The 24,702-nt window shown below is 75.1% G+C and carries 24 protein-coding genes; 8 read left to right on the forward strand and 16 right to left on the reverse strand.

Features of this window, described 5'->3' with window-relative positions; all coding sequences use genetic code 11:
* Window positions 1-34: 34 nt before the first annotated feature.
* The 10 genes from KUM42_RS06375 to KUM42_RS06425 all read right to left on the reverse strand — a co-directional run bounded on the left by KUM42_RS06375 (window position 35) and on the right by KUM42_RS06425 (window position 11,590).
* Window positions 35-1,771: an LpqB family beta-propeller domain-containing protein gene (locus KUM42_RS06375; RefSeq protein ID WP_237495954.1), complete on the reverse strand. Its 1,737-nt coding sequence runs from the start codon at window positions 1,769-1,771 to the stop codon at window positions 35-37.
* A complete protein-coding gene (mtrB, locus tag KUM42_RS06380; protein ID WP_304610754.1) occupies window positions 1,768-3,477 on the reverse strand; it encodes an MtrAB system histidine kinase MtrB in 1,710 nt (569 codons plus the stop codon). The genes KUM42_RS06375 and mtrB overlap by 4 nt, the downstream gene beginning before the upstream one ends.
* A gap of 31 nt (window positions 3,478-3,508) precedes the next feature.
* Window positions 3,509-4,216: an MtrAB system response regulator MtrA gene (mtrA, locus tag KUM42_RS06390; protein WP_255557555.1), complete on the reverse strand. Its 708-nt coding sequence runs from the start codon at window positions 4,214-4,216 to the stop codon at window positions 3,509-3,511.
* Window positions 4,217-4,448: 232 nt separating this feature from the next.
* The gene (gene ahcY, locus KUM42_RS06395) at window positions 4,449-5,927 is read right to left on the reverse strand and encodes an adenosylhomocysteinase (protein ID WP_237495955.1); all 1,479 of its coding nucleotides are present in this window, start codon (window positions 5,925-5,927) and stop codon (window positions 4,449-4,451) included.
* Window positions 5,928-6,108: 181 nt separating this feature from the next.
* Window positions 6,109-7,284 (reverse strand): mannose-6-phosphate isomerase, class I, encoded by a 1,176-nt coding sequence (gene manA / locus KUM42_RS06400; RefSeq protein WP_237495956.1) that lies wholly within the window; start codon window positions 7,282-7,284, stop codon window positions 6,109-6,111.
* 73 nt (window positions 7,285-7,357) lie between these two features.
* Complete coding sequence (locus KUM42_RS06405) at window positions 7,358-8,401, reverse strand: cation diffusion facilitator family transporter (RefSeq protein WP_237495957.1); 1,044 nt, start codon at window positions 8,399-8,401, stop codon at window positions 7,358-7,360.
* The gene (locus tag KUM42_RS06410; RefSeq protein ID WP_237495958.1) at window positions 8,398-9,537 is read right to left on the reverse strand and encodes an SIS domain-containing protein; all 1,140 of its coding nucleotides are present in this window, start codon (window positions 9,535-9,537) and stop codon (window positions 8,398-8,400) included. The genes KUM42_RS06405 and KUM42_RS06410 overlap by 4 nt, the downstream gene beginning before the upstream one ends.
* Window positions 9,534-9,734, reverse strand: coding sequence for a Trm112 family protein (locus tag KUM42_RS06415; RefSeq protein WP_237495959.1), 201 nt, complete (start codon window positions 9,732-9,734; stop codon window positions 9,534-9,536). Before KUM42_RS06415 ends, KUM42_RS06410 begins: the two co-directional genes overlap by 4 nt.
* Entirely contained in the window at window positions 9,731-11,110 is a 1,380-nt protein-coding gene (locus tag KUM42_RS06420) for a phosphomannomutase/phosphoglucomutase (RefSeq protein WP_237495960.1), read from the reverse strand. Before KUM42_RS06420 ends, KUM42_RS06415 begins: the two co-directional genes overlap by 4 nt.
* A gap of 69 nt (window positions 11,111-11,179) precedes the next feature.
* Window positions 11,180-11,590, reverse strand: a complete 411-nt coding sequence (locus KUM42_RS06425; RefSeq protein WP_370629340.1) for a DUF3499 domain-containing protein — start codon at window positions 11,588-11,590, stop codon at window positions 11,180-11,182.
* A 100-nt stretch (window positions 11,591-11,690) separates the two neighbouring features.
* Here KUM42_RS06425 and KUM42_RS06430 point away from each other — a divergent pair, with 100 nt between their 5' ends.
* Together KUM42_RS06430 and KUM42_RS06435 are read left to right on the forward strand one after the other, a co-directional pair.
* Window positions 11,691-12,440, forward strand: a complete 750-nt coding sequence (locus KUM42_RS06430; protein WP_237495962.1) for a decaprenylphospho-beta-D-erythro-pentofuranosid-2-ulose 2-reductase — start codon at window positions 11,691-11,693, stop codon at window positions 12,438-12,440.
* 66 nt (window positions 12,441-12,506) lie between these two features.
* The gene (locus KUM42_RS06435) at window positions 12,507-12,962 is read left to right on the forward strand and encodes a metallopeptidase family protein (protein ID WP_237495963.1); all 456 of its coding nucleotides are present in this window, start codon (window positions 12,507-12,509) and stop codon (window positions 12,960-12,962) included.
* A gap of 10 nt (window positions 12,963-12,972) precedes the next feature.
* Here the strand turns inward: KUM42_RS06435 and KUM42_RS06440 are convergent, their stop codons facing one another.
* On the reverse strand, window positions 12,973-13,386 hold the full coding sequence (locus KUM42_RS06440) for a GtrA family protein (RefSeq protein ID WP_237495964.1): 414 nt from the start codon (window positions 13,384-13,386) through the stop codon (window positions 12,973-12,975).
* Between the two features lie 121 nt (window positions 13,387-13,507).
* On the opposite strand from KUM42_RS06440, the gene KUM42_RS06445 reads away from it, so the two are divergent.
* On the forward strand, window positions 13,508-14,722 hold the full coding sequence (locus KUM42_RS06445; protein WP_237495965.1) for a hypothetical protein: 1,215 nt from the start codon (window positions 13,508-13,510) through the stop codon (window positions 14,720-14,722).
* On the opposite strand, the gene KUM42_RS06450 is transcribed toward KUM42_RS06445, so the two are convergent.
* Both KUM42_RS06450 and KUM42_RS06455 read right to left on the reverse strand, forming a co-directional pair.
* Entirely contained in the window at window positions 14,697-15,566 is an 870-nt protein-coding gene (locus KUM42_RS06450) for a hypothetical protein (protein ID WP_237495966.1), read from the reverse strand. The genes KUM42_RS06445 and KUM42_RS06450 overlap by 26 nt on opposite strands.
* Window positions 15,567-15,692: 126 nt before the next feature.
* A complete protein-coding gene (locus tag KUM42_RS06455) occupies window positions 15,693-16,016 on the reverse strand; it encodes a WhiB family transcriptional regulator (protein WP_237495967.1) in 324 nt (107 codons plus the stop codon).
* Between the two features lie 301 nt (window positions 16,017-16,317).
* On the opposite strand from KUM42_RS06455, the gene cofD reads away from it, so the two are divergent.
* Genes cofD through KUM42_RS06470 form a run of 3 tightly spaced genes read left to right on the forward strand, consistent with a single transcriptional unit; the run spans window position 16,318 to window position 18,996 of the window.
* Window positions 16,318-17,277 (forward strand): 2-phospho-L-lactate transferase, encoded by a 960-nt coding sequence (cofD, locus tag KUM42_RS06460; RefSeq protein ID WP_237495968.1) that lies wholly within the window; start codon window positions 16,318-16,320, stop codon window positions 17,275-17,277.
* A complete protein-coding gene (locus tag KUM42_RS06465) occupies window positions 17,277-18,341 on the forward strand; it encodes a coenzyme F420-0:L-glutamate ligase (protein ID WP_237495969.1) in 1,065 nt (354 codons plus the stop codon). The genes cofD and KUM42_RS06465 overlap by 1 nt, the downstream gene beginning before the upstream one ends.
* Window positions 18,342-18,390: 49 nt before the next feature.
* Window positions 18,391-18,996 carry a dTDP-4-dehydrorhamnose 3,5-epimerase family protein gene (locus tag KUM42_RS06470; RefSeq protein WP_237495970.1) on the forward strand — a complete coding sequence of 202 codons (606 nt, stop codon included), beginning with the start codon at window positions 18,391-18,393 and terminating at the stop codon, window positions 18,994-18,996.
* 74 nt (window positions 18,997-19,070) lie between these two features.
* On the opposite strand, the gene rfbD is transcribed toward KUM42_RS06470, so the two are convergent.
* A complete protein-coding gene (gene rfbD, locus KUM42_RS06475; protein ID WP_237495971.1) occupies window positions 19,071-19,955 on the reverse strand; it encodes a dTDP-4-dehydrorhamnose reductase in 885 nt (294 codons plus the stop codon).
* Window positions 19,952-20,950 (reverse strand): dTDP-glucose 4,6-dehydratase, encoded by a 999-nt coding sequence (rfbB, locus tag KUM42_RS06480; protein ID WP_237495972.1) that lies wholly within the window; start codon window positions 20,948-20,950, stop codon window positions 19,952-19,954. The genes rfbD and rfbB overlap by 4 nt, the downstream gene beginning before the upstream one ends.
* Window positions 20,951-21,060: 110 nt before the next feature.
* On the opposite strand from rfbB, the gene rfbA reads away from it, so the two are divergent.
* Window positions 21,061-21,924 carry a glucose-1-phosphate thymidylyltransferase RfbA gene (gene rfbA / locus KUM42_RS06485; RefSeq protein WP_237495973.1) on the forward strand — a complete coding sequence of 288 codons (864 nt, stop codon included), beginning with the start codon at window positions 21,061-21,063 and terminating at the stop codon, window positions 21,922-21,924.
* A gap of 225 nt (window positions 21,925-22,149) precedes the next feature.
* Window positions 22,150-23,706, forward strand: coding sequence for a hypothetical protein (locus KUM42_RS06490; RefSeq protein WP_237495974.1), 1,557 nt, complete (start codon window positions 22,150-22,152; stop codon window positions 23,704-23,706).
* A gap of 39 nt (window positions 23,707-23,745) precedes the next feature.
* Here the strand turns inward: KUM42_RS06490 and KUM42_RS06495 are convergent, their stop codons facing one another.
* Window positions 23,746-24,582 (reverse strand): SDR family NAD(P)-dependent oxidoreductase, encoded by an 837-nt coding sequence (locus KUM42_RS06495; RefSeq protein WP_237495975.1) that lies wholly within the window; start codon window positions 24,580-24,582, stop codon window positions 23,746-23,748.
* Window positions 24,583-24,702: the final 120 nt, after the last annotated feature.

Raw genomic sequence — 24,702 nt, forward strand, 5'->3', positions numbered from 1 at the left:
CCGGGAGACGGGGACGGCGGCCGGCGCCGCCGGATCACATCGGGTAGAAGGGCGCCGCACCGTCCAGCGGGGGCGCACCGCGGACGAGGGTGACCCAGGTGCCCCCGGCCAGCTGCCAGAGGGTGCCCTTGGAGACGGCCAGCGGCTGCCGGCCGGGCGCCGCCGCCAGCGCGGTGGCCTGCTCGGGCAGGCCGTTGGTCAGCACCGGGGTGAGCCCGAAGCCGTCGACGCCCACGGTGTAGGGCACGGTCTTCTGCTCGCTGGGGTCACCGGCCAGCACCATGAGCAGCCCGGCGTTGCGCCACGCCACGTCGACGACCTGCCGCACCGAGGGGGCCACCGCGCGCAGGTCGCGGACGCTCACGGCGTCGTCGTCGCGGACCACCGTGCCCACGTAGAGCTGCGTGCCGTCGGTGCCCTCGATGACCACCGCGGCCCGGACGCCGTCCGGGGACAGCTGGAAGGTCGTCGCCCGGCCCAGCCCCGCCAGCGTGGGCGCGCTCACCGTCTGCGGCGACCCCCCGGCCGGCAGCCGGACGACGTCGGTGCCGTTGCGGACCGTCCAGACCTCCGACCGGGTGCCGGGGGTGGTGGGCGCGGTGAAGCTGCTGCCGTCGAGCACCCAGGCGAGGTCACCGTCGTACGGGCCGGCGAACAGCGTCGCCGGCGCCCCCGTGGGCGAGTTCGTCGTCGACACCCCCGCCATCAGGGCGAGCTGCCCGGTGCGCGGGTCGACCGACACCGCCGCCGACGACAGGCCGTAGGTGTTCGTGCCGGCCGGACCCGGGGACGGCGAGCCGTCGGAGGCCCGGCGCAGGCCGCCGTCGTGCAGGTAGTGCCCCACCGCGTTGGGCGGGGCGGCGTCGGGGTCGAGGGCCGGCAGGTCGGCCCTCGTCTGCCGGTCGGGGAGCCCGGGCAGGCCCAGCGGCTGGCCGTCGCGCAGCACCTCGACCGTCTGCAGGCCCAGCTGCTCCTGCTGCAGCGACCAGACCAGCTGCCCGGCGGCCGAGGCGACGGTGCCGTCCTCGGTGCCGGCCGGGAAGGTGAGGTCGACGGTCGCGGTCTGCCCGGCGACGGCCACGGTGCTGCGCAGGCTGGCCCCGTTGAGCGGGTTGACCACCCCGGCGCTCACCGCCGGCGACGGACCGGACAGCAGCCGCTCCACCACGGCGTTGGGCTGCGCCTCGCCGTCCACCAGGTAGCGCGGGTCGGGGACGACGCGGGTGCCGGTGGGGTCGAGGAAGTACAGGGCGATCTGCTCGTAGGTGCGGGTGAAGTCCGGCTCGAGCATCAGCAGGCCGTCGGGCGGGTTGGTGATCCGCCACTCCCCCGACTCGTCGGTCAGGGTGAAGTTGCGGGCGTAGACGTCCTCCGAGCCGACGGCGAAGATGCCGCGCTCGTCGATGGTGCCGACCGCCTCGGCCGTGACCTGCACGGTGCCCTCCTGCGCCTGCACCGGCGCGTAGTCGCCGCTGATCACGGTCACCCCGTCGCTGTCGGACCAGCTGGTCGCGGCGTCGGTGCTGAGGTACTGGCGGGCGACCGGGTGGTTGCGGGCGGTGCTGGCGTTGGCGTCGATGAACCCGCGCACGACCTCCTCGGGGGTGGCCCCCGGCTCCGGCGCCTGCGGCTCGATGCCCACCGCGTCGGCCGGCGGCTCGGCGACCTGGGTGATCTGGGTGACCGGCGAGCTGCTGGGCACCGTGCTGCAGGCCGGCAGCAGGGCGGCGAGCAGCCCGACGAGCACCGCACGGGCCGCGCGGGCGCTCACGCCTGCTCCCGGCGCAGCATCGGCGGGCGCAGCGGCAGCGGCGAGCTGGTGAGCTCCGCACCCGCGACCAGCGGCAGCGTGAGCCGGAACTGCGCGCCCTGCCCGGGCAGCCCCCACACCTGCAGCCAGCCGCCGTGCAGCCGCGCGTCCTCCAGGCTGATCGACAGGCCCAGTCCACTCCCCCCCACGGTGCGCACCCGGGAGGGGTCGGCGCGCCAGAACCGGTCGAAGACGTGCTGGGCGTCCTCGGAGGTCAGCCCCACCCCGTGGTCGCGGACCGTGATCGCCGCCGCCGACCGGGAGGCGGCCAGGGTGATCTCGACCGGCTCGCCGCGGCCGTGCTCGATGGCGTTGCCGACCAGGTTGCGCAGCACCCGCTCGACCCGGCGTCCGTCGACCTCGGCGATGACCGAGCGCGGCGGCAGGCTGACCAGCAGCGCGCACTCGTGCCGCTCGGCCAGCGACGCCATCCCGGTCACGACCCGCTGCACCAGCGGGCCCAGCTCCTGCGGCTCGGGCTCCAGGGTCGCCGCACCCGCGTCGTAGCGGCTGATCTCCAGCAGGTCGGTGAGCAGGGCCTCGAAGCGGTTGAGCTCGGCCTGCAGCAGCTCGGCGGAGCGGGCGACCGCCGGGTCGAACTCCTCGCGGGCGTCGTGCAGCACCGCGGCGGCCATCTGCACGGTGGTCAGCGGCGTGCGCAGCTCGTGCGAGACGTCGGAGGTGAAGCGCTGCTGCAGCTGCGACAGCGCCTCCAGCTGCGTGATCTGCTGCTGCAGCCCCTCGGCCATGGCGTTGAAGCTGGTGGCCAGCCGGGCCAGGTCGTCCTCCCCGCGCACCGCGAGCCGTTCCTCCAGGTGGCCCTCGGCCAGCCGCTGGGCGCTGCCGGCGGCGCGCCGCACCGGGTCGACGACGAGCCGGGTGACCAGCACGCCGATGCCGGCGACGAACAGCACCAGGACGGCGCTGGTGACCGCCACCGTGCTGCGGATGCCGGACAGGTTCGCCTGCTCCTGGTCCAGCGGGAAGGCGAAGTAGACCTCGACGCTGTCGCCACCGCCGGGGTCGGTGGGCACCGGCGCGCCGACGATGAGCGTGGGCACCGGCTCACCGCTCGGGTCGGGGACCCGGGCGTAGCGGTAGGCCTGCGACCCGGCGGCCACCTGGGCCTCCAGGTCCGCGGGCAGGGCGGGCTCGATGCCGCGGCGGCTGACCGCGGGCCGCTCGTCCTCCCCGGACCGGTAGATCATGACCACGTCGAAGTCGCCGGCCGCCCCGCCGCGGCGCTGCAGGCCCTCGACGGTGCGCGCCAGGGTCGAGCGCACGCTGGCCGAGTCGCCGGTGGCGATGCCGCTGACCTCGGTCTGGGCGTAGACGACCCCGGCCAGCGACTGGTCGACGGCGGCCTGCTGCTTGACCCGCAGCAGCTGCTCCCGGATCTGGGTGAACAGCACCATGCTCACGATCACCACCACCACGGCGGCGACCAGCATGGTGATCGCCCCGACCCGCAGCTGCAGCGACGCGCGCCAGGCGTGCACCACACGGCGGGCACCCCGGCCGATGCGCACGGTCGCCCGGCGGCGGAACCGGCGGACACGCCGACGGAGCCCCCGGCCCAGCTGGGCGGGCCGGCGGCGAGGCGGCGGAGGCGCGGCGGCGGGCTGGGGTTCCCGGTCGACCGCCGGCGGCCCGGTGGTGGTGCTCACCGGAGCGCGGGGACCCCGCGACGGGCGCCGGTCACGGCGGGCCTGCCTTGTAGCCCACACCGCGGACGGTCAGCACGACCTCGGGCTTCTCCGGGTCGCGCTCGACCTTGGCCCGCAGCCGCTGCACGTGCACGTTGACCAGCCGGGTGTCGGCGGCGTGCCGGTAGCCCCAGACCTGCTCGAGCAGCAGCTCGCGGGTGAACACCTGCCGCGGCTTGCGGGCCAGGGCGACCAGCAGGTCGAACTCCAGGGGGGTCAGCGCGATCGGGGCGCCGTCCCGCACGACCTGGTGCGCGGGGACGTCGATCTGCACGTCGCCGATCGAGAGGCTCTCGGCCTGGCCGGTGTCGCCGCGGCGCAGCTGGGCGCGCACCCGGGCCACCAGCTCGACGGGCTTGAACGGCTTGGTGACGTAGTCGTCGGCGCCGGCCTCCAGCCCCTGGACGACGTCGATCGTGTCGGTCTTCGCGGTGAGCATCACGATCGGCACGGTCGACTGGGTGCGGATGTCGGCGCAGATCTGCAGGCCGTTGCGGCCGGGCAGCATCAGGTCCAGCAGCACCAGGTCGGGGCGCAGCTGCTGGAAGGTGGCCACCGCCCGGGCGCCGTCGGAGACGAACGCGGGCTCGTAGCCCTCACGGCGCAGCACGATGCCGAGCATCTCGGCGAGGGCGGCGTCGTCGTCGACGACGAGGACACGGCCGCGGCTGGCGCCGGACGACGGAGCAGAGGGGGGCACGCCGCCATTGTGCGTGACCACCGCCGGGAACGGGTCCGCCCCGCCCGGAGATCTCCCCGGGCGGTCCGTGGTCGGGCCCCCTGGGGCCCGACCACGGACGACTCGACCGGATGGAACGGCCCCCTCGCAGGGACCCACCGCGCGCGGAGCGTGTGGCGGGTCCTGCGAGGGTCAGGCCCCCGTGCAGGGTCCCGCCGCGAGCTCGCTCGCGGTGGGGGGCACGGGGGTCCTTTCAGTAGCGGTAGTGCTCGCTCTTGTAGGGACCCTCGACCGGGACGCCGATGTAGTCGGCCTGCACCTTGGTGAGCTCGGTCAGCTTCACGCCGAGCGCGTCGAGGTGGAGCCGGGCCACGTGCTCGTCGAGCTTCTTGGGCAGCACGGTGACGCCGGGGGTCTTGCCCTCGTAGGCGGCGCGGTTGGTCCACAGCTCGATCTGGGCCAGCGTCTGGTTGGAGAACGACGCGCTCATCACGAAGCTGGGGTGGCCGGTGGCGTTGCCCAGGTTCAGCAGCCGGCCCTCGCTCAGCACGATGATCGTGTGGCCGTCGGCGAACCGCCACTCGTCGACCTGCGGCTTGATGTTCGTCTTCACGATGCCCGGGGTGCGGGCGAGACCGGCCATGTCGATCTCGTTGTCGAAGTGGCCGATGTTGCCGATGATCGCCTGGTGCTTGGTCTGACCGAGCTGCTCGGCGGTGATGATGTCCTTGTTGCCGGTCGTGGTGATGATGATGTCGGCCTTGCCGATCACCTCGTCCAGCGTGGTGACCTCGTAGCCGTGCATCGCCGCCTGCAGGGCGTTGATCGGGTCGATCTCGGTGACGATGACCCGGGCGCCCTGGCCGCGCAGCGAGTCCGCGGAGCCCTTGCCGACGTCGCCGTAGCCGCAGACGACGGCGACCTTGCCACCGATCATCACGTCGGTGCCGCGGTTGATCCCGTCGATGAGGGAGTGCCGGACGCCGTAGAGGTTGTCGAACTTGCTCTTGGTGACCGAGTCGTTGACGTTGATCGCGGGGAAGAGCAGCCGGCCGTCGCGGGCGAGCTCGTAGAGCCGCATGACGCCGGTGGTGGTCTCCTCGGTGACTCCCTTGATGCCCTGGCCGATGCGGGTCCAGTACGAGTCGTCCTCGGCGATGGTGCTGCGCAGCGTGTCGAGGATGACGCCGTACTCCTCGGAGTCGGCCTCGGTGGTGTCCGGGACGGCGCCGTCGGCCTCGAAGCGGGTGCCCAGGTGGACCAGCAGGGTGGCGTCGCCGCCGTCGTCCAGGATCATGTTCGGGCCGACGACCTCACCGGCGGAGTCGCGGAACTCGAACATCCGCTGGGTGCACCACCAGTACTCCGGCAGCGTCTCGCCCTTCCAGGCGAAGACGGGGACGCCGGTGGGCTCCTCGGCGGTGCCGTCGCCGACGACGATCGCCGCGGCGGCGTGGTCCTGGGTGGAGAAGATGTTGCAGCTCACCCAGCGGACGTCGGCGCCGAGCGCGGTGAGCGTCTCGATCAGCACGGCGGTCTGGATGGTCATGTGCAGCGAGCCGGCGACGCGCGCGCCGGCGAGCGGCTGGGCGTCGCCGTACTCCTCGCGCAGCGCCATCAGGCCGGGCATCTCGTGCTCGGCGAGGGCGATCTCCTTGCGGCCGAAGCCGGCGAGGGAGAGGTCGGCGACCTTGAAGTCGTCGGAGGTGAGCACACGGGTGGGGGTGGTCATGTCGCTCCAGTGTCCGGCCCGGCCGCGGTGGGCGCAGGCGGTCGTTGATCTCTGAGCGAGCATGCCGAGGCTTCGGCGGGGCTCGAGCCGTCCCCCAGGCTACCGCTGCGCCTCCCCGGGCCGCCTCATCCCGTCGAGCCGGGGTCGGCGCCCCCCTGCCGACGGGCACAGGGGGCCTCCGTCAGGCGGCGGAGGTGGTGGCCCGGTACAGGACGGCGGGGCCCCCGGCGGTGACCGGCTGCCCGGCGGGCACGAACGCCGACTCGCCCTGCCGGAGCACGACCTCCCCGTCGGGCCCGGACAGCACGGCCGTGCCCTCGGTGCACAGCACCACCTGGGGGCCGGCGGTGGTCAGCACGCCCGGGTCGACGTCGACCTGCGCGCGGGTGAGGTCGAAGTCGCGCACCGGCGTCGGGTACCGCAGGCCGCCGGGGCCGAGCACCGGGTGGATGACCGGCACCCGGCCGTCGGTGAAGTCGAGCACCTCGATCAGCGCCGCCAGGTCGACGTGCTTGCTGGTGAGGCCACCGCGCAGCACGTTGTCCGAGCTGGCCATGACCTCCACCCCCGCCCCGCTGAGGTAGGCGTGCAGGTTGCCGGCGGGCAGGAAGACCGCCTCACCGGGCTTGAGGGTGAGGTGGTTGCACATCAGCGAGATGACCACGCCGGGGTCGCCGGGGTAGGTCTCGGCCAGCGAGGCCGCCCACCGGTAGGTGTTGATGAACTCCGGGTCGTGCGCGGCGACGAAGCTCGCGGCCTTGGCGGCCACCGCGGTGACCAGGGAGTCCCGCCGGCGCTCCGACAGGGCCAGCAGCTGCGGGATCGCGGCCTGCAGACCGCCGTTGGCCAGCGCGGCGATGGTCGGCATGAGCTCGGCGAGCTGCAGCTTGGCCAGGCAGTGCAGCGACTCCGCGAGCGGGCGGAAGCCGCACAGCGCCTCGACCGGCGTGATCGCCAGGAGGATCTCCGGCTTGTGGTAGGGGTCCTTGAAGGTGCGCGTCGGGTCGTCCAGGGGGACCCCGGCGGCCTCCTCGGCGGCGAAGCCGACCTGCGCCTGCGCCGTGGTCGGGTGCGCCTGCAGCGACAGCGGCAGGTCCGCGGCCAGCACCTTCATCAGGAAGGGCAGCCGGTCGCCGAAGCGGTGCCGGACGCTCTCGCCGAGCATCTGCTCGGGCTCCTCGGCGATCGCCGCGTCCAGCGAGCGGCCGTCGGACAGGACGCTGGGCTGCCCCGGGTGCGCCCCCATCCACAGCTCCGCGTACGGCTGGTCAGCCGGCGACGGCTCGCCGAGCAGCTCGGGGATGACCGTGCGGGAACCCCACGGGTAGTGCCGCACGGCGTTCGTCATCTGCCACATCGGCGGGGACGATACCGGCCAGGGCCCACCGGGCGGCCCCGGTCGGCCCGGTGCCGCCCGACCGGGTGACGCCTCAGCGCGCCGCGGGCTCCGAACGCCGGATGTCGGGCTCGAGGTAGATGACCCGGGCGATGGGCACCGCGGCCCGCACCCGCTGCTCGGCCGCGTCGATGGCGGCGGCCACCGCGGCGGCGGTGTCGTCGTGCCGGACGGCGATCTTGGCGGCCACCAGCAGCTCCTCGGGACCGAGGTGCTGGGTGCGCATGTGGATCACCGACTGGACCGACTGCCCGTCGACGAGCGCGGCCACGATCTGCCGCTGCGCGTCCGGGGTCGCGGACTCCCCGACGAGCAGGCTCTTGGTCTCGACCGCCAGGACAGCCGCGACGGCGACCAGCAGCAGGCCGATGGCGATGGTGCCCAGCCCGTCGTAGAGGGTCTCGCCGGTGATCGCCGACAGCGTCACGCCGATGAGGGCCAGCACCAGGCCGGTGAGCGCGGCGCTGTCCTCGAGCAGGACGACGGGCAGCTCGGGTGCCCGGGCGTGCCGGATGAAGGCCCAGTAGCTCTCCCCCGGCTTGCGGACGGCGTTGGTCTCCTTGAGCGCGGTGCGCAGCGAGAAGCCCTCCAGCGCCATCGCCACCAGCAGCACGATGATCGCCACCGTCTGCGACTCGACCTCGCCCTCCTCGCGGACCTTGTGCACGCCCTCGTAGATGGCGAAGCAGCCACCGACGCTGAAGAGCACGATCGCGACGATGAAGCTGTAGATGTAGCGGTCCCGGCCGAAGCCGAAGGGGTGCTCGGGGGTCGCGGCCCGCTTCGAGCGCTTGCCGCCGACCAGCAGCAGCACCTGGTTGCCCGAGTCCGCCACCGAGTGGATCGCCTCGGCCAGCATCGACGAGGCGCCGGTGATCAGGAAGGCGATGAACTTCGCCAGCGCGATGCCGAGGTTGGCGCCGAGCGCGGCGATGATCGCCGTCGTCCCGCCGCCGTGCCCACCACCGCCGTGCTCCCCACCGCCGTGCTCCCCACCGGCCTGACCGGGGCCGCCCGTGCCGGGTCCGGCGGTGGCGGGGTGGGCGCCGGAGGCGCCGGCCGTCGAGCTCTCGGTCATGGCTGCAGGGCCCTCTCGTGGTCGAGCGCGAGTGCGAGGTAGACCGCACCGAAGTCGGCGACGGCGAGCTGGCGGGCGAGCCGCGCCAGCCGGGGCTGCTGACCGGGGTCGGTGGAGGCCAGGGCGCTGACCGGGACGTTGTGCGCCTCGGCGATCCGCAGTGCCTCGCCCATCGCCTCCCCGGCCGAGCGCGGCTCCCGCTCGTCGCCGTCGCGCGCGGCGGCGTGCTCGTCGCGGACGGTGACCAGCTGGAGCCGGCGGCCCACGTCGTCGGTGCGGTCGCGGAAGAAGTCGTCCTGACCGCCGGCCGGCGCCAGCGGGCCGGCGAGCACGGTGCGCAGCGACACCCGCTGGTCGGGCAGCCGGAACCCGGTCGCCGGCAGCCCGGCGAGAGTGGCCAGCTGGTCGGCGACCCGGCCGGCGGCGGCCCCGGCGAGCGGGCCCTCCGCGGCGATGACGGGCAGGGCGTCCAGCAGCTCCAGCGCCAGCGTCTTCGCCGGGTTGACGAAGGACTCGCGGGCCGGGCCGCACTCGGTGGCGACCTCGTCCAGCGCCGCGGCGACCTGCTCGGTGTCGGCCACCTCGGCGCTGACCAGGCCCAGCTCGGTGGCCAGCAGCAGCATCGGGGTGAGCAGCGACCACAGCGTGGCGTGCCGGACCCGGGTCGGGGGCAGCGCGACGTAGGGCGCGCGGGAGCTGGCGCAGGCGGCGTGCAGCGGCGCGTCCTCGGCGCCGATGCCGACCACGGCCACCCCGCGGCGGGCCGCCTCGTAGGCCGGGGTGACGGCGTAGCGGCCGGCCCCGGTGCGGGTGGCGATCACCGCGATGTCCGAGGGGCCCATCCACACCGGCAGGTCGGGACCGGGCACGACGTCGACGGTCACCGGGCTGGCCGGGCCGAGCAGGGCGCGCAGCAGCTCACCGGCCACCGCACCCTCGCGGCGGCCGACGACGACCAGCCCGCGGGGCCGGCCCGAGGCGGTGACCCGGGACAGCCCGGCCTCCTCGGTCAGCCGGGTGGTCTCCCGGACCTGCGCCCCGGCCCCGGCGACGGCCGGGAGCAGGCCGCGCGGGTCGCGGGCGCGCAACAGGTCCAGGTCGTCGAGGACCTCCTCGGCCAGCTCGGGCGAGGTCATGCCGGGCGCTGCCGCGCCTCGTCGAGCAGGAGCACCGGGATGCCGTCGCGCACCGGGAAGGCCCGCCGGCACGTCGGGCAGACCAGCTCGGACGCCTCGACGTCCACCGTCAGCGGGCTGTGGTGGGTGTCGGGGCAGGCCAGGATCTCCAGCAGCGCCGGGTCGATGCCCAGCGTGGCCTCGCTCGCGGCGGTCATGCCCGCACCAGCGCGAGGACCTCGTCGCGCACCTCGGCCATCCGGGCGGCGTCCGGGGCCTCGACGTTGAGCCGCAGCAGCGGCTCGGTGTTGCTGGCCCGCAGGTTGAACCAGGACCCGTCGGACAGGGAGACGGTCAGCCCGTCGAGCTCGTCGAAGGTGACGCCGTCCTGCTGGCCGAAGGTCTCCCGCACCGCGGCGACCCGCCCGGCGGCGTCGGCGACGGTGGAGTTGATCTCGCCGGAGGCGGCGTAGCGCTCGTACTGGGCGCTGATCTCCGACAGCGTGCGGGGCTGCTCGCCGAGGGCGGCCAGCACGTGCATCGCGGCCAGCATGCCGGTGTCGGCGCGCCAGAAGTCGCGGAAGTAGTAGTGCGCCGAGTGCTCGCCACCGAAGACGGCGTCGGTGCGGGCCATCTCGGCCTTGATGAACGAGTGGCCGACGCGGGTGCGGACCGGCTCGCCGCCGTGCTCGCGGACGATCTCGGGCACGGCGCGGGAGGTGATCAGGTTGTGGATGATCGTCGTCCCGGTGCCCTTGGCCAGCTCGCGGACGGCGACCAGGGCGGTGATCGCCGAGGGGCTCACCGGCTCCCCGCGCTCGTCGATGATGAAGCAGCGGTCGGCGTCGCCGTCGAAGGCCAGCCCGATGTCGGCGCCGTGCTCCACGACCCCGGCCTGCAGGTCGACGAGGTTGGCCGGGTCCAGCGGGTTGGCCTCGTGGTTGGGGAAGGAGCCGTCGAGCTCGAAGTACATCGGCACGACGTCCAGCGGCAGCCCGTCGAGCACGACCGGGACGGTGAACCCGCCCATGCCGTTGCCGGCGTCGACGACGACCTTGAGCGGGCGGATGCCGGAGAGGTCGACCAGCCCGCGCAGGTAGGTGGCGTACTCGGCGACGAGGTCGCGGCTGCTCACCGTGCCCGGCGTCGTCACCTCGCGCTCGAAGACCGCCGCGCCGTCGACGAGCTGCTCGGCGACCTCGCGGATCTGCACCAGGCCGGAGTCCTGGCCGATCGGCGCCGCACCGGCCCGGCAGAGCTTGATGCCGTTGTACTGGGCCGGGTTGTGGCTGGCGGTGAACATCGCCCCGGGCATCTCCAGCGAGCCGGCCGCGAAGTAGAGCATGTCGGTGGAGCCGAGCCCGGCCTCCACGACGTCCACGCCGCGGGACAGCACGCCCTCGGCGAAGGCCCGCGACAGCGGCACGGAGGACTCGCGCATGTCGTGCGCGGTGACCACGGAGGTCGCGCCGGTCTCGGCGTGCACGAACTCCGCGAACGCGGCGCCGATGGCCCGGGCCACGCCCTCGTCCCACTGCTGCGGGACCAGGCCCCGGACGTCGTAGGCCTTGATGATCGATGTCAGGTCCGCCACGGGGGGAGTCTATGAGGACCCCGCCGATCCCACCGCCCGCGCGCCCGGACGTTCACCCGGGCGGGGCCGTCAGGGCAGGTTCGGGAGGATGCGCAGGTGCCCGCGGCGGGTGCCGCTGCCGTCGTCGGCGGGGTCCCGCGGGGGCTCGGGGCGGGCGGCCTCACGCACGGCGTCGGCCAGCGCGAGCAGGTCGTCGCCGGTGGGCCCGGAGTCCTCGGTGTCGATCTCGTGCCGGACGACCTCCCAGCCGCGCGGCACGGTCAGCCGCTCGGCGTGGAACTCGCACAGGTCGTAGCTGTGCGGCTCCGAGTACGTCGCCAGCGGACCGACCACGGCCGTCGACTCCGCGTACACGTACGTCAGGGTCGCCGCTGCCGGTTGCGCGCAGCCGCTACGCGAGCAGCGCCGTGACTGCCTCACCACCGGTTCCTCACGTCCAGCACAGTAATCCCGCAGTGCCGGTCCGGTCAGCACCGACACCAGACGGACGTCGCAGCTGGCACCAGTGACACCACCGTTCCCGGCTGGCACAGACTGTCCCCGACCAGTCCTGGACGAGGGACGACGGAGGGGCAGCGCGATGACGCAGTCGACAGAGACGCTCCTGCTGCTGGGCGGGCGCAGTGAGATCGGCCTGGAGCTGGCCGAGCGGCTGGTGCGGGGCAACGTCTCCCGCGTGGTGCTGGCCGCCCGCGACAGCGGGTCGCTGGCCGCCGAGGAGGCGCGGCTGCGGGCTGCCGGGGCGGTGGAGGTGCAGCGGCTGGAGTTCGACGCCGACGACGTCGCCCGGCACGCCGAGGTGCTGGCGGAGGCGTGGCGGATGGCGCCGGTGACCGTGGCGGTGGTGGCCTTCGGCGTGCTGGGCGACCAGGCCCGCGCCGAGCGCGACGCCGCGCACGCGGTAACGGTGGTGCACACCGACTACGTGGCGCAGGTGTCGGTGCTGACCCACCTGGCCGGGCTGATGCGCGCGCAGGGCACCGGGGCGATCGTGGCGTTCTCCTCCGTCGCCGGGGTGCGGGTCCGCCGGGCCAACTACGTCTACGGGTCGGCCAAGGCCGGTCTCGACGGCTTCGCCAGCGGCCTCGGCGACGCCCTGCACGGCAGCGGCGTGCGGCTGCTGCTGGTTCGCCCGGGCTTCGTGGTCGGCCGGATGACCCAGGGCATGAGCCCCGCTCCCCTGTCCAGCACGCCGGCCCAGGTGGCCGAGGCGACGGTGCGCGCCCTGGACGCCGGCCGCCAGGTCGTCTGGGTGCCCGGTTCGCTGCGCTGGCTGTTCGCGGTCATGCGGCTGCTGCCGCGGGCGGTCTGGCGCCGGCTGCCCCGGTGACGACCGACCGGCGGGGCGCGTTCCCCGCCCGGCCGGCCGGTCCGGCGACGTAGGCTGCGCACCGCGATGGACCATCCCCCTGCACGCGCCCGGCGCGACCGCCACGGCCGCGGCCTGCGCGGCCGCCTCGTCCCCCCGACCGTGCCGCTGTCCCGCAGCCGGGCCGAGCAGTTCGACGACCTCGTCCTGGACGCCGTCGAGGACCTCGAGCGGCGCTGGGAGCGGGAGCTCGCCGGTGTCGAGTTCGCCGTCGAGGACGTGCCGTGGGTCGACCACAGCAGCCCGGACGACGTGGTGCTGGACTCCGACGTGCTCGACGACAGCAGCGTGCCGCTGGCGCGGGTGCTGCCGGCGCACCGCGAGGGCGGGCAGGAGCACCCGGCCCGGATCGTGGTCTACCGGCGCCCGCTGGAGATCCGGGCCGCCGACCGCGACGACCTCGCCGACCTGGTGCGCGACGTCGTCGTCGACCAGGTGGCGGTGCTGCTGGGCCGTGACCCGGAGGAGATCGACCCCATCTGAGCCCGGCGGCTCACTCCCGGAAGACGACCCAGCGCAGCATGACGAAGTTGCACGCCGTACCGAAGCCCTGGGAGATCGCCCAGGCGAGGGTGACCTCCCAGCTGGACTCCGGCAGCACCGCCAGGGCCAGGGCGTTGACGCCGAGGATGACGAAGAACGTCACGCTGTAGAGCATCGCGAAGCCCGCGGCCCGCCGCCGGCCGCCCTCGACCTGGAAGGCCCACCGCCGGTTGAGCGCGTAGGCGGTGGTGGTGCCGACGACGAAGCTGATCGCGCGGGCACCCCAGGTGGGCAGGCCCAGGTGCAGCATCAGCGTGTAGACGCAGTAGTCGACCACCGCGCTGAACCCGCCGACGGCGGCGAACCGGACCAGCTGGTCGATGAGCCCGCGGCGGTCCGTCCGGGCCGGGTCCGTTGCAGCCACGAAGAGTCCTCCAGGTGAGCCGGGTGCGGACAGGACTGTAGGTGACCGGGCCACCGCGACCGGTCCGGTGGCGGCGGTCCGTGGAGGCGACCGGCGGTGCGCTGCCATGCTGGGCGGCGACATGGGCACTGCAGCGGACGCACAACCGGGCACCTGGATCACCGTCGGCGTCCTGGTGGGCCTGGCCCTGGCGCTGCTGCTGGGCGTCCTCCTCGGCGGCGTGCTGCGCGCGCGCCGCGCCGTGCGTGCCCGCCGTGCCGCGGCACCTCCCCCGGCGGTCGAGCCGCGCCCCGAGGCCCCGGCCGCGGTGACCGGCTTCCCGGTCGACGACCTGCCGGGCTTCCTCGACCAGCCACCCGGCTGGGACGCCGGGCCCACCACGCTGCCGCCGGCCGGACCGGCGCCGGCCGACGGGGCGGCCGTCGACGGGCCGGCCGTCGCCGAGGCGCCCCGCACCGGGTCGACCGCTGCCGGGGACGCCGCCGGGCCCACGGGGCACGACGGCGCAGCCGGGCCGGGCACCACGCCGGGTCCGGGCGGCACGGCGGGCCTCACCGCCGCGGTCGTGCTGCTGGTCGCCGCGGTGGTGGTCGCCTTCGTCGGTGGCTCCGCCGGCACCTCCCCGGCCGCGGACGCCGCGGTGGCGACCACGCCTGCCGCCCAGCCCACGCCCGGGGCGGCGGCCACGTCGGGGACCCAGGCCTCGTCAGGAGCGCCGGCCACGTCAGGAGCCGAGTCCACGCTCGTCGCACCGTCCGGGCCGGCGACCCCGGGACTGGACCCGGCCGCGCCCACCACGCAGGCACCGGCGGACAGCAGCGCGACCACCGCCGGGTCGCTCGCGCTCACGTCGGTGCCGCTGGGGAGCTCCGGGATCGCGGCCACGGCGACCTTCCAGGGCGTGGTGCTCGAGCAGCGGGCGGTCGGGCTGACCGTCACCTACCCCGGCGTCAGCGTCTCCACCGACGGCCGGCGCGCGCTGGCGCACGTGCGGCTGCCGACCTTCAACTGCCTCACCCCCGAGCCGCCGGCCGACCCCACGCAGGCCAACTGCGTCCCGACGCTCACCGAGTACGCCGACCTCACCGACCCCGGCCTGCAGGTGTCCCGCGACGGCGACCGGGTGGAGCTGGTCGGGCTGTTCGCCACCTACACCCGGCCCAACGGCAGCCCGCCGGTCTACACCGGGCGGGCCTACCAGCTCACCGCCGCCATGGCGCCCGACGGCCCGCGCGACGGGGACGCGGTCGCGGCGGCCGGGGTGGTGCGGATCGGGCTCGACAGCGCGCCGTCGATGCCCGAGCCCGGGGTCAACCGGCTGCAGTTCCCCGGCTGACGCCCGAGCGCCGGCCCAGCCGCACCAGCCCGGCCGAGGCGGTCAGCGTCACCGACGGGGAGGCGAGCTCCCGGCGGAGCCCGCCGACGTCGCTGCTCCCCCACCACGGCCAGCGGTCCACACCGGCGGGGCCGCGGTCCAGCAGCGTGAGCAGGACGGCGGCCGGCCGGTCCGGGGACGGGCCGGCGACGACGGCCAGCTCGAGCTGGCCGATCGCGGCGTGCAGCCGGGCCGCGGTGCGGACGAACAGACGCTGGTGGTCGGGCACCCCGGCCAGCACGGCCGGCAGCGCCCGCTCCAGCTCGGCCGGGTCGGTGGTGCGGCGGACGTCGGCCACGGTGTCCAGCTCGTCGACGAGGCGGCGGCTGCGGCTGGTGGCGAACTGGGAGTCCAGCATCACCGCCCCCAGCGCGGCCAGCGTGGGGTCCCCCAGCGGCAGGCCGGACAGCCGCAGCGTCCAGGGGCCGCGGAGCCCGTCCAGCAGGTCGACCAGACCGTCGGCCAGGGCGGTGGCGGCCTCGGGGTCGCGGGCCAGGAGCCGCGCGGGCGGCCGGCCCTCGGGCAGCGGTCCCGGCTCGGCGCCGAGCAGGGTGACGGCGGTGGTCGCACCGCGGCGGCGCAGGGCCAGCAGGGCGGCGGCGTCGGGCCGGTCACCGGCGTGGCGGGCGACGACCACCGCGCAGGGGCGGACCCTGGCCAGCGGCCCGGTCGGCAGGACGTTCAGGGCGGCGGTCAGCCACGGCCCACGCGCGGGCACCGGGGCGGCGAGGTCGGCCATGAGCGGCGCGGCGGCGCGGATCTCGGCGACCACCCGGGCACGCCCGACGGCTTCGCGGGTCAGCACACCGCCCAGTCGACCACACCCGAGGGGGACCGGGTCGATCGACCGTCAGCGGTGACGGTCCAGCGGCCCTCCTGCAGGGGCCCGCCCGCGAGCCTGTGAGCGGGTGGGGGGCAGGAGGGTCCTTCCTCAGGCGCGGCGGCGCAGCCGGCGGCGCTCACGCTCGGACAGGCCGCCCCAGATGCCGAAGCGCTCGTCGTTGCCGAGCGCGTACTCCAGGCACTCGGCCCGGACCTCGCAGCCGGTGCAGATCTTCTTGGCCTCGCGGGTGGAGCCGCCCTTCTCCGGGAAGAACGCCTCCGGGTCGGTCTCGGCGCACAGCGCGCGCTCCTGCCAGCCCTGCTCGTCGGCGTCCTGGCCGACGTCGAGCACGCCGGCCGTGCGCAGTGCGTCCGCAGCCGGCGCGGGCGTCGTCGTGGACTGGTGCTCGCTCAACCAAGAGACCTCGGCCATCACGTTGCGTCCCCTCTCGCTCCGTCACGGCGTGCGTCCCCGGGCGGATCCCGAGCGGCCAGCGCCTGATGACAACATCGGAATTACACGCGTGTCGTTGAGTCGAGGTCAAGTCGGACCGGTGTATCGCCGGGACTCACAGGTCACACCCGTCCCCCGGCGTCCGTCAGTGGTCACCAGCCACCGCGACACGCCGTCCCGCTGGCCACCATCTGCCATGCCCAGCTGCCCGGTTCGTGCAGTTCACCTGTGCACTGGCCGGGTGCCCGGTGCACTTCTGACGATCAGGCACCATGGCGGTGTGCACATCGTCGTACTGGCAGGTGGCGTCGGTGGCGCCCGCTTCCTCCGTGGCCTGCTCGACGCCGCCCCCGACGCCGACGTCACCGCCGTGGTGAACACCGGCGACGACGTGACGATGCACGGGCTGCGGATCTGCCCGGACCTGGACACCGTGATGTACACGCTCGGTGACGGGATCGACGAGGAGCGCGGCTGGGGCCAGCGCGGGGAGACCTGGACGGTCAAGGAGCAGCTGGCCGCCTACGGTGCCGAGCCCACCTGGTTCGGCCTCGGTGACCGTGACCTGGCCACGCACCTCGTGCGCACCCGGATGCTGAGGTCCGGCCACCCGCTGTCGGAGGTCACCGCGACCCTGGCGCAGCGCTGGCAGCCCGGCGTCCGGCTGCTGCCGATGAGCGACCAGCGGGTGGAGACCCACGTCGTGGTGGCCGACCCTGCGGGCGGCGAGCGCACGGTCCACTTCCAGGAGTGGTGGGTGCGGCACCGCGCCGCGCTCGACGCGCAGCGCTTCGTCCAGGTCGGGGTGGACGACGCCCGGCCCGGCCCCGGCGTGGTCGAGGCGCTCACCACCGCCGACGCCGTCCTGTTCGCCCCGTCCAACCCCGTGGTGTCGATCGGCACCGTCCTGGGGGTGCCGGGCATCCGCGACGCGGTGCGGGCTGCCGCCGGGCGGGTCGTGGGCGTGTCCCCCATCGTGTCCGACGCGCCGCTGCGCGGCATGGCCGACCGGTGCCTGCCGGTCGTCGGGGTCGAGGTCAGCGCCGAGGGCGTGGGCCGGCACTACGGCGCCCGCTCGGCCGGCGGCGTGCTGGACGCGTGGCTGGTGCACACCGGTGACACCGCCGACGTCCCTGGTGTCGACGTCCGGTCGGTGCCGCTGCTGATGAGCGACCCCGACGCCACCCGGGCGCTGGCCCAGGCCGCCCTGGACGCCGCGCTCGCCGGGTCCGCACGCTGATGACGGCACCGGCCGGCATCTCGGTGCACCCGGTGCCGGGGCTGCCGGAGTTCGCCCCCGGCGACGACCTCGCCGCCGCGCTCGCCGCGGCCGCGCCGTGGCTGGCCGACGGCGACGTCCTGGTGGTGACCTCGAAGGTCGTGGCCAAGGTCGAGGGCAACCTGGTGCACGTCGGGCCGGGCACGGACCGCGAGACCGTCCGCCAGCAGGCGATCACCGACGAGACCGTGCGGGTGGTGGCCCGCCGCGGCCCGCTGCGGATCGTGGAGACCCGGCACGGCTGGGTGGTCGCCGCCGCCGGCATCGACGCCTCCAACGTCGCCTCCGACACGCTCGTGCTGCTGCCCGCCGACGCCGACGCCTCCGCCCGCCGGCTGCGCGCACGGCTGGGCGAGCTGCTCGGCGTGACCGTCGCCGTCGTCGTCAGCGACACCTTCGGTCGCCCCTGGCGGGACGGCGTCGCCGACGTGGCCATCGGTGCGGCGGGGCTCCCGGCGCTGGTCGACCACCGGGGCCGCGTCGACTCCCACGGCAACGTGCTGGAGACCACCCAGGTGGCCGTGGTCGACGAGCTGGCCGCCGCGGCCGACCTGGTGAAGGGCAAGCTCGACGGCGTCCCGGCCGCCGTCGTGCGCGGCCTGGCGATGGCCGCGCCGACCCCGGACACCGGCACCCGCCCGCTGGTCCGGCTCGGCCCCGGCGACCTGTTCGCCACCGGCACCCGCGACCTGGTGGGCAGCCGCAGCCCCGCACCCGCGCTGACCCGGCGGGCGGGCGCCGCGGGCGCGGTCGCCGAGGCGTTCCGGGTGGCGGTCGCCGCGCTGCCGGAGTTCGACGTCGTCCTGCGCTACGGCCCGGGCGAGGACGGCGGCGACGGCGACGTGGTCGACGTGCACCTGGCCGAGCCGGTGACCCCGGCCGCGGCGCTTTCCCTCGGTGCGGTCGTCGGCGCGGCGCTGGTGCAGCTGCAGGCCGAGGGGTGGGCCACCCGCTGGCAGCCCGCCGGCACCCTCGGTGGCAGCTCGCTGGCCGGCCGGCTGCGGCTCGGCGCCCCTCCTCCCTGAGGGGTGGGTCCGGCTGTCCGGGTGCGGTCGCGGTCGATAGCGTCGGTGCGTGGAGATCCGTGAGCTCGCCGTGCCCGACAGCTACGTCCTGGACCTGGTGCCGCACGGCGACGCCCGGGGCCGGTTCACCGAGTGGTACCGCGCCGACGTGCTCGCCGAGGCCACCGGGCACGCGCTGCCCCTGGCGCAGGCCAACCACAGCGTCTCCGCCCGCGGCGTGCTGCGCGGTGTGCACTTCGCGCTGGTGCCGCCGGGGCAGGCCAAGTACGTCTACTGCCCGGCCGGGAAGGTCCTCGACGTCGTCGTCGACGTCCGGGTCGGCTCCCCGACGTTCGGTGTGCACGACGCGGTGGTGCTCGACAGCGAGCAGCCGCGGGCGGTCTACCTGTCCGAGGGTCTGGGGCACGCGTTCGTCTCCCTCGCCGACTCCAGCTCGGTGACCTACCTGGTCTCCACCGGGTACTCCCCCGGCCGGGAGTTCGGCGTCCACCCGCTGGACCCGGCGCTGGACCTGCCCTGGCCGGGCGACGTGGAGTTCGAGCTGTCGGCCAAGGACCTCGCCGCCCCCACCCTCGAGCAGGCGCGCGAGCAGGGACTGCTGCCCACGATGGAGCAGTGCGCCGCCCGCTACGCCGAACAGCGCACCCAGGCCTGACCGGCCCCGGCCCGGGCCCGGACGGGGCCCGGGCCCGGACGGGGCCCGGGCCCGGACGGGGCCCGGCGAGGGCGTCAGGTGGCCAGGACGCCGAGCTGGGACAGGCAGGTCGCCAACGCCGGCTCCCAGGCCCCCAGCGGGGTGAGCCCGGCGGCGGTCCACCCCGAGCCGTCCAGCACGGAGTACGCCGGCCGGGGGGCCGGGGTCGGGTAGGCCGACGTCGGGACGGGCAGGACCCGGTCCCGGTCGGCGCCGACACCGGCGAACACCGCCTGGGCCAGCCCGTGCCAGGTGGTGGCGCCGTCGTTCGTGGCGTGCAGGACGCCACGGGTCGGGGACAGGGCGACCTCGACGAGCCCGCGGGCGAGGTCGTGCGACCAGGTGGGGCTGCCGGTCTGGTCGTCGACGACCGACACCGTGTCGTGCTCGCGCTCCAGCCGCAGCATGGTGCGGACGAAGTTCCTCCCGTGCGCGGCGTAGACCCAGGCGGTCCGCACGACCACGGCGTCGCCGCCGACGGCGGCGACGGCCTGCTCGCCGGTGAGCTTGGTGCGCCCGTACGCCGTCCGCGGGGCCGGCTCGTCGTCGGTCCGGTAGGGACGGGTCGCGTCGCCGGCGAAGACGTAGTCGGTGGAGACGTGCACCAGCCGGCCGCGGCCGGCCAGCTCCTGCGCCAGCCAGCCGGGGGCGCGGCCGTTGACCAGCTCGGCCGTGGCCTCGTCGGTCTCGGCGGCGTCGACCGCGGTGTACGCGGCGGCGTTGAGCACCACCGGGTGGGCGCCACGGGCCAGCGCGTCGTCCCGCCAGGCGCCGACGACCCCGCGCACCTGCGCCTCGTCGGTCAGGTCGAGCTCACGGCGGCCCAGGGCGGTGACGTCGGCACCGGCGAGCAGCGCCTGCAGGTCGGTGCCGAGCTGGCCGGTGGCGCCGGTGACGAGCCAGGCGGTCGGGGCGCTCATGCCCGGGCGGTGGCGGCGGCGGCCTTGAGCGGCTCCCACCAGGCGCGGTTGTCCCGGTACCACTGCACGGTCAGCGCCAGGCCGTCCTCGAAGGCCATCCGCGGGGCGTAGCCGAGCGCGGCGGTCTTGGAGTAGTCGACGGAGTAGCGCAGGTCGTGGCCACCGCCGCGGGGGTCGACGATGTGCTCGACGGAGGACCAGTCGCGGCCGGTGGCCTCCAGCAGCTTCTCGGTGAGCTCGCGGTTGGACAGCTCGCGCCCGCCGCCGATGTTGTAGAACTCCCCCGCCGCACCCTGCTCCAGCACCAGCTGGATGCCGCGGCAGTGGTCGTCGACGAACAGCCAGTCGCGCACGTTGGCGCCCTCGCCGTAGAGGGGCACCGTGTGCCCGTCGAGCAGGTTGGTGACGAACAGCGGGATGACCTTCTCGGGGAAGTGGTACGGCCCGTAGTTGTTGCTGCACCGGGTGATGGAGATGTCCAGCCCGTAGGTCTTCGCGTAGGCGCGGGCGAGCAGGTCGCTGCCGGCCTTGGCCGCGGAGTACGGGGAGTTGGGCTCCAGGACGTGGTCCTCGGTCCAGGAGCCGGTGTCGATGGAGCCGTAGACCTCGTCGGTGGAGACGTGCACGACCCGGCGGACGCGGTGGCGCAGGCAGGCCTCGAACACCTGCTGGGCCCCGAGGACGTTGGTCAGCACGAAGTCGGCGGCGGCACCACCGATGGAGCGGTCGACGTGGGACTCGGCGGCGAAGTTGACCACCACGTCGTGCCCGGGCAGCGCGGCGTCGAGGTCGGCGGGTGAGCAGATGTCGCCGTGGACGAACCGGTACCGCGGGTTCTCCGCGATCGGGGCGAGGTTGGCCAGGTTGCCGGCGTAGGTGAGCTTGTCGAAGACCGTCACCTCGGCGTCCTCGAAGCCCGGGTAGCCACCGGACAGCATGGTCCGGACGTAGTGGGATCCGATGAAGCCGGCACCGCCGGTGACGAGGACGCGCATGAGGGAACCGTAGCGAGGAAGCCGCACCGTCAGGGGACGTCGCGGACGCCCGTCATCCGCCGGGGTGAGCACCACTGCATGCCGGGGGCTGCTGGCTCTAGGTTCACCCCATGCGCGGGATCATCCTGGCCGGTGGGACCGGCAGTCGTCTGTGGCCGATCACCCTCGGCGTCAGCAAGCAGCTCATGCCCGTCTACGACAAGCCGATGATCTACTACCCGCTGTCCACGCTGATGATGGCGGGGATCCGCGAGGTGCTGGTCATCACGACCCCCGAGGACCGCGACGCCTTCGCCCGCCTGCTGGGCGACGGCAGCCGGCTGGGGATGCGGATCGAGTACGCGGTGCAGCCCCGGCCCGAGGGCCTGGCGCAGGCGTTCCTCATCGGCGCGGACTTCCTCGGCGGGCAGGCCGCCGCCCTGGTGCTGGGCGACAACATCTTCTACGGCGCGGGCCTGGGCACCGCGCTGTCCCGGCTGCCCGAGCCCGACGGCGGGCACGTGTTCGCCTACCACGTGGCCAACCCGCGGGCCTACGGCGTCGTGGAGTTCGACGACACCGGCCGGGTGCTCTCCATCGAGGAGAAGCCCGAGGTGCCCAAGAGCTCCTACGCCGTGCCGGGTCTCTACTTCTTCGGCCCCGACGTGGTCGACGTCGCCCGCGGCATCACCCCCAGCGCGCGGGGCGAGCTGGAGATCACCGCGGTCAACGAGCACTACCTGCGCCAGGACCGGTTGACCGTCACCGTCCTGGACCGGGGCACCGCCTGGCTGGACACCGGCACGTTCACCTCGCTGCGGCAGGCCACCGAGTTCGTCTCCGTGGTCGAGGAGCGGCAGGGCCTGAAGATCGGCTGCATCGAGGAGGTCGCCTGGCGCAACGGCTGGCTGGACGACGACGGCCTGCGCGCCGCCGCGGAGCCGCTGGCCAAGAGCGGCTACGGCGACTACCTGCTCGGCCTGCTCGCCGGCTGACCCCTCCCGCGGGCGCCCGGACGCGCCCGCGGGACGCCGACCCCTTGACGGATCCGGACGGGGACGGTGTCCTCCTCCTGACGGTCACCGGACCGCCCGCTCCACCGGTGACCGCCGGGGCCGCGCCGGCGCGGCACCGCAGGAGGTCCCGGGCGTGACCAGACGACGACCCCGGCGGACGACACCGCCCACCGCCGGACGACGGACCGGGACGGGCCCGGCCTGATGGCCACACTCGCGGCAGCGCCGGCCCGGCCGCTCCTGCCCCGCCCGCGGATGTCCCGGGCCGACGCCGTCCTGGTCGCCGTGGTCGCGCTCGCCGGGACCGCGACCTGGCTGCTGGCCCGCCCGGCGCTCGTCGACGACGCCTACATCACGCTCTCCTACGCCCAGAACGTGGCGCTGCACGGCACGTGGGGCCTGCTGTCCGACGTCCCGTCCAACGCGGCCACCTCCCCCGCGTGGGTGCTGCTCCTGGCCGCGACCACGGTGGTCGTCCGGGACACCGGCGCCGCGCTGGGGCTGCTGCACGTCACGATGGTCGTGAGCGCCGCCCTCGCGCTGCGGTCCGCGGCCCGGCACACCGGTCTCCCGTCGTGGGTGGGCCCGGTCGGCGCGGTCCTGGTCGTGGCGAACCCCCTGGTCCTGTCCACGACGGGGCTGGAGACCCAGTTCCTCGTCGTGCTCTCCACCTGCCTCGTGGCCGCGGCGGCGGCCCGCCGTCCGGCGCTCTACGGGCTGGCCGCGGGGCTGCTCCTGCTGACCCGGATGGACACCGCGGTCGCGCTGGTGGTCCTCACGCTGCTCTCCCCCGCGGTGCTGCGCCGGCTGCACGTGGCGGTCGGCGTCGCGCTCGCGGTGGTGCTGCCCTGGTCGTGGTGGAGCTGGACGCACCTGGGCTCGGTGCTGCCGGACACGCTGGCCATCAAGTCCGGGCAGGAGGCGTGGAGCAGCTACGACGTCGGCAACGGCTGGGGGTGGTGGGCGCAGTTCGACAGCCGTCTCGTCGTCCTCGCCGCGTGGGGGCCGATGGCCGCGGGCGCGGTCGCGACGCTGGGCCTCGTCGCGCTCGCCGTCCGGGCCCGGGAGCTCCGGCTGCTGCCGTGGACCGCCCTCGGCCTCGCCGGCCCGGCGCACTGGGCGACGCTGGCGTTCATCGGCGTCCCGCCCTACCACTGGTACTTCGGCTTCGTCATCGCCACCGGGACGCTCACCGTCGTCGCCCTGCTCGGCGCGCTCACCGCCACCGGGTGGTCCTGGACCCGGCCGGTCGTCGCCCTGGCGTGCACCGCGCTCCTGCTGCCCGCCGGCTACGTGGACCTCGCCCACCCGGCGCAGGGCAGCCTCGCGCCCGGGGACCGCGCCGCCGTGCCCTGGCGGGTGGCCCCGGTGCAGAGCAACTGGATGTCCAGCGCCGCCTACGAGGCCATGGGCGCGGACCTGCGCCGGCTGCTGACCACCCCGGACGGCCGGGTGCACCGGGTCGCCGCGTTCGGCGAGCTGGGCCACCTCGCGCACAGCTGCGACTGCCTCGTCGACGGGTTCGCCGACCCGGCGCTGCTGGGACCCGACCTCGCGGCGTTCCGCGCGTCGAGCCCACCGTGGCTGCAGGGGCTGCTCGACGTCGACCACCGGCACCGGGACGCCGACCGGGCGCCCGTCCCCCTCGTCGGACGCCTCGTCTACCTCCCCGACCCGCAGGTGCCCCCGCCCGGGGCACCCGCCTGGCCCGTGGACCTCAACCCGGGCCACGGCCACGTGGTGCTGCTCCGCGAGCCCTGAGGCACCGGACGGCGGCCGCGCGGCCGCCGTCCGACGCGGTCAGGCCGGGACGACGTCGGTCGTGAGCGCCAGCTCCCGGCCGGCCGCGAACTCGGCGATCAGCGCCTGGACGGCCGCCTGGGCCAGCCCGTGGGAGTCCGAGCCCAGCAGCTGGTGCAGCGGGGCGTCGCCGGACTCCACGACGGCGATGATCGCCGCAGCCGCCCGCACCGGGTCGCCCAGCTGGGTGCCGGGCATCGCCTGGTGCGCCGTGGTCATCTCGCGGACCGCCTCGTAGCCGCTGCGCGTCGCAGACGGCAGGCCCAGCGAACGGGACGTGAGGAAGTCCGTGCGCAGGTAGCCCGGCTCCACCAGGTTGACCCGGATGCCGTGGTCGGCGACCTCGGCGGCGAGGGACCCGGTGAGGCCCTCGAGGGCGTACTTGCCGGCGCAGTACAGGCCCCAGCCGGGGAACGTGGTCAGGCCCAGGATCGAGGAGACGTTGACGACGTGCCCGCTGCGGGTCGCGCGGAACAGCGGCAGGACCGCCCGCAGCACGTTCCACACCCCGAACACCTGGACGTCGAACATCTCCCGCGCCTCGGCGTCGGTGACCTCCTCGACGGCGGCCAGGAACCCGTAGCCGGCGTTGTTGACCACGACGTCCAGACCCCCGAACCGCTCGGTGGTGGCCCGGACGGCGTCGTCCACGGCCTGCTCGTCGGTCAGGTCGACGGCGATGGCGAGCAGCCGGGAGGTGTCGACGTCGCCCAGGGCGGCGGTGAGGCGCTCGGTCGAGCGGGTGGTGGCGGTGACGTCCTCGCCGCGCTCGAGCAGCTGGCGGACGAGGGAGAGGCCGAGGCCGCGGGACGTGCCGGTGACGAACCAGGTGGACATGGGGAGCTCCTCGCGAGTGGTGGACCGGATGCCCACCACCCTCCGGCCGCGCCGGGGTCGCCGGGGCCGCACAGCTGGCCCTGCGCACCCTGGTCCGCGCCCGCCTGGGACTCAGCGACC

The sequence above is a fragment of the Modestobacter sp. L9-4 genome (assembly GCF_019112525.1).
Taxonomy (GTDB): domain Bacteria; phylum Actinomycetota; class Actinomycetes; order Mycobacteriales; family Geodermatophilaceae; genus Modestobacter.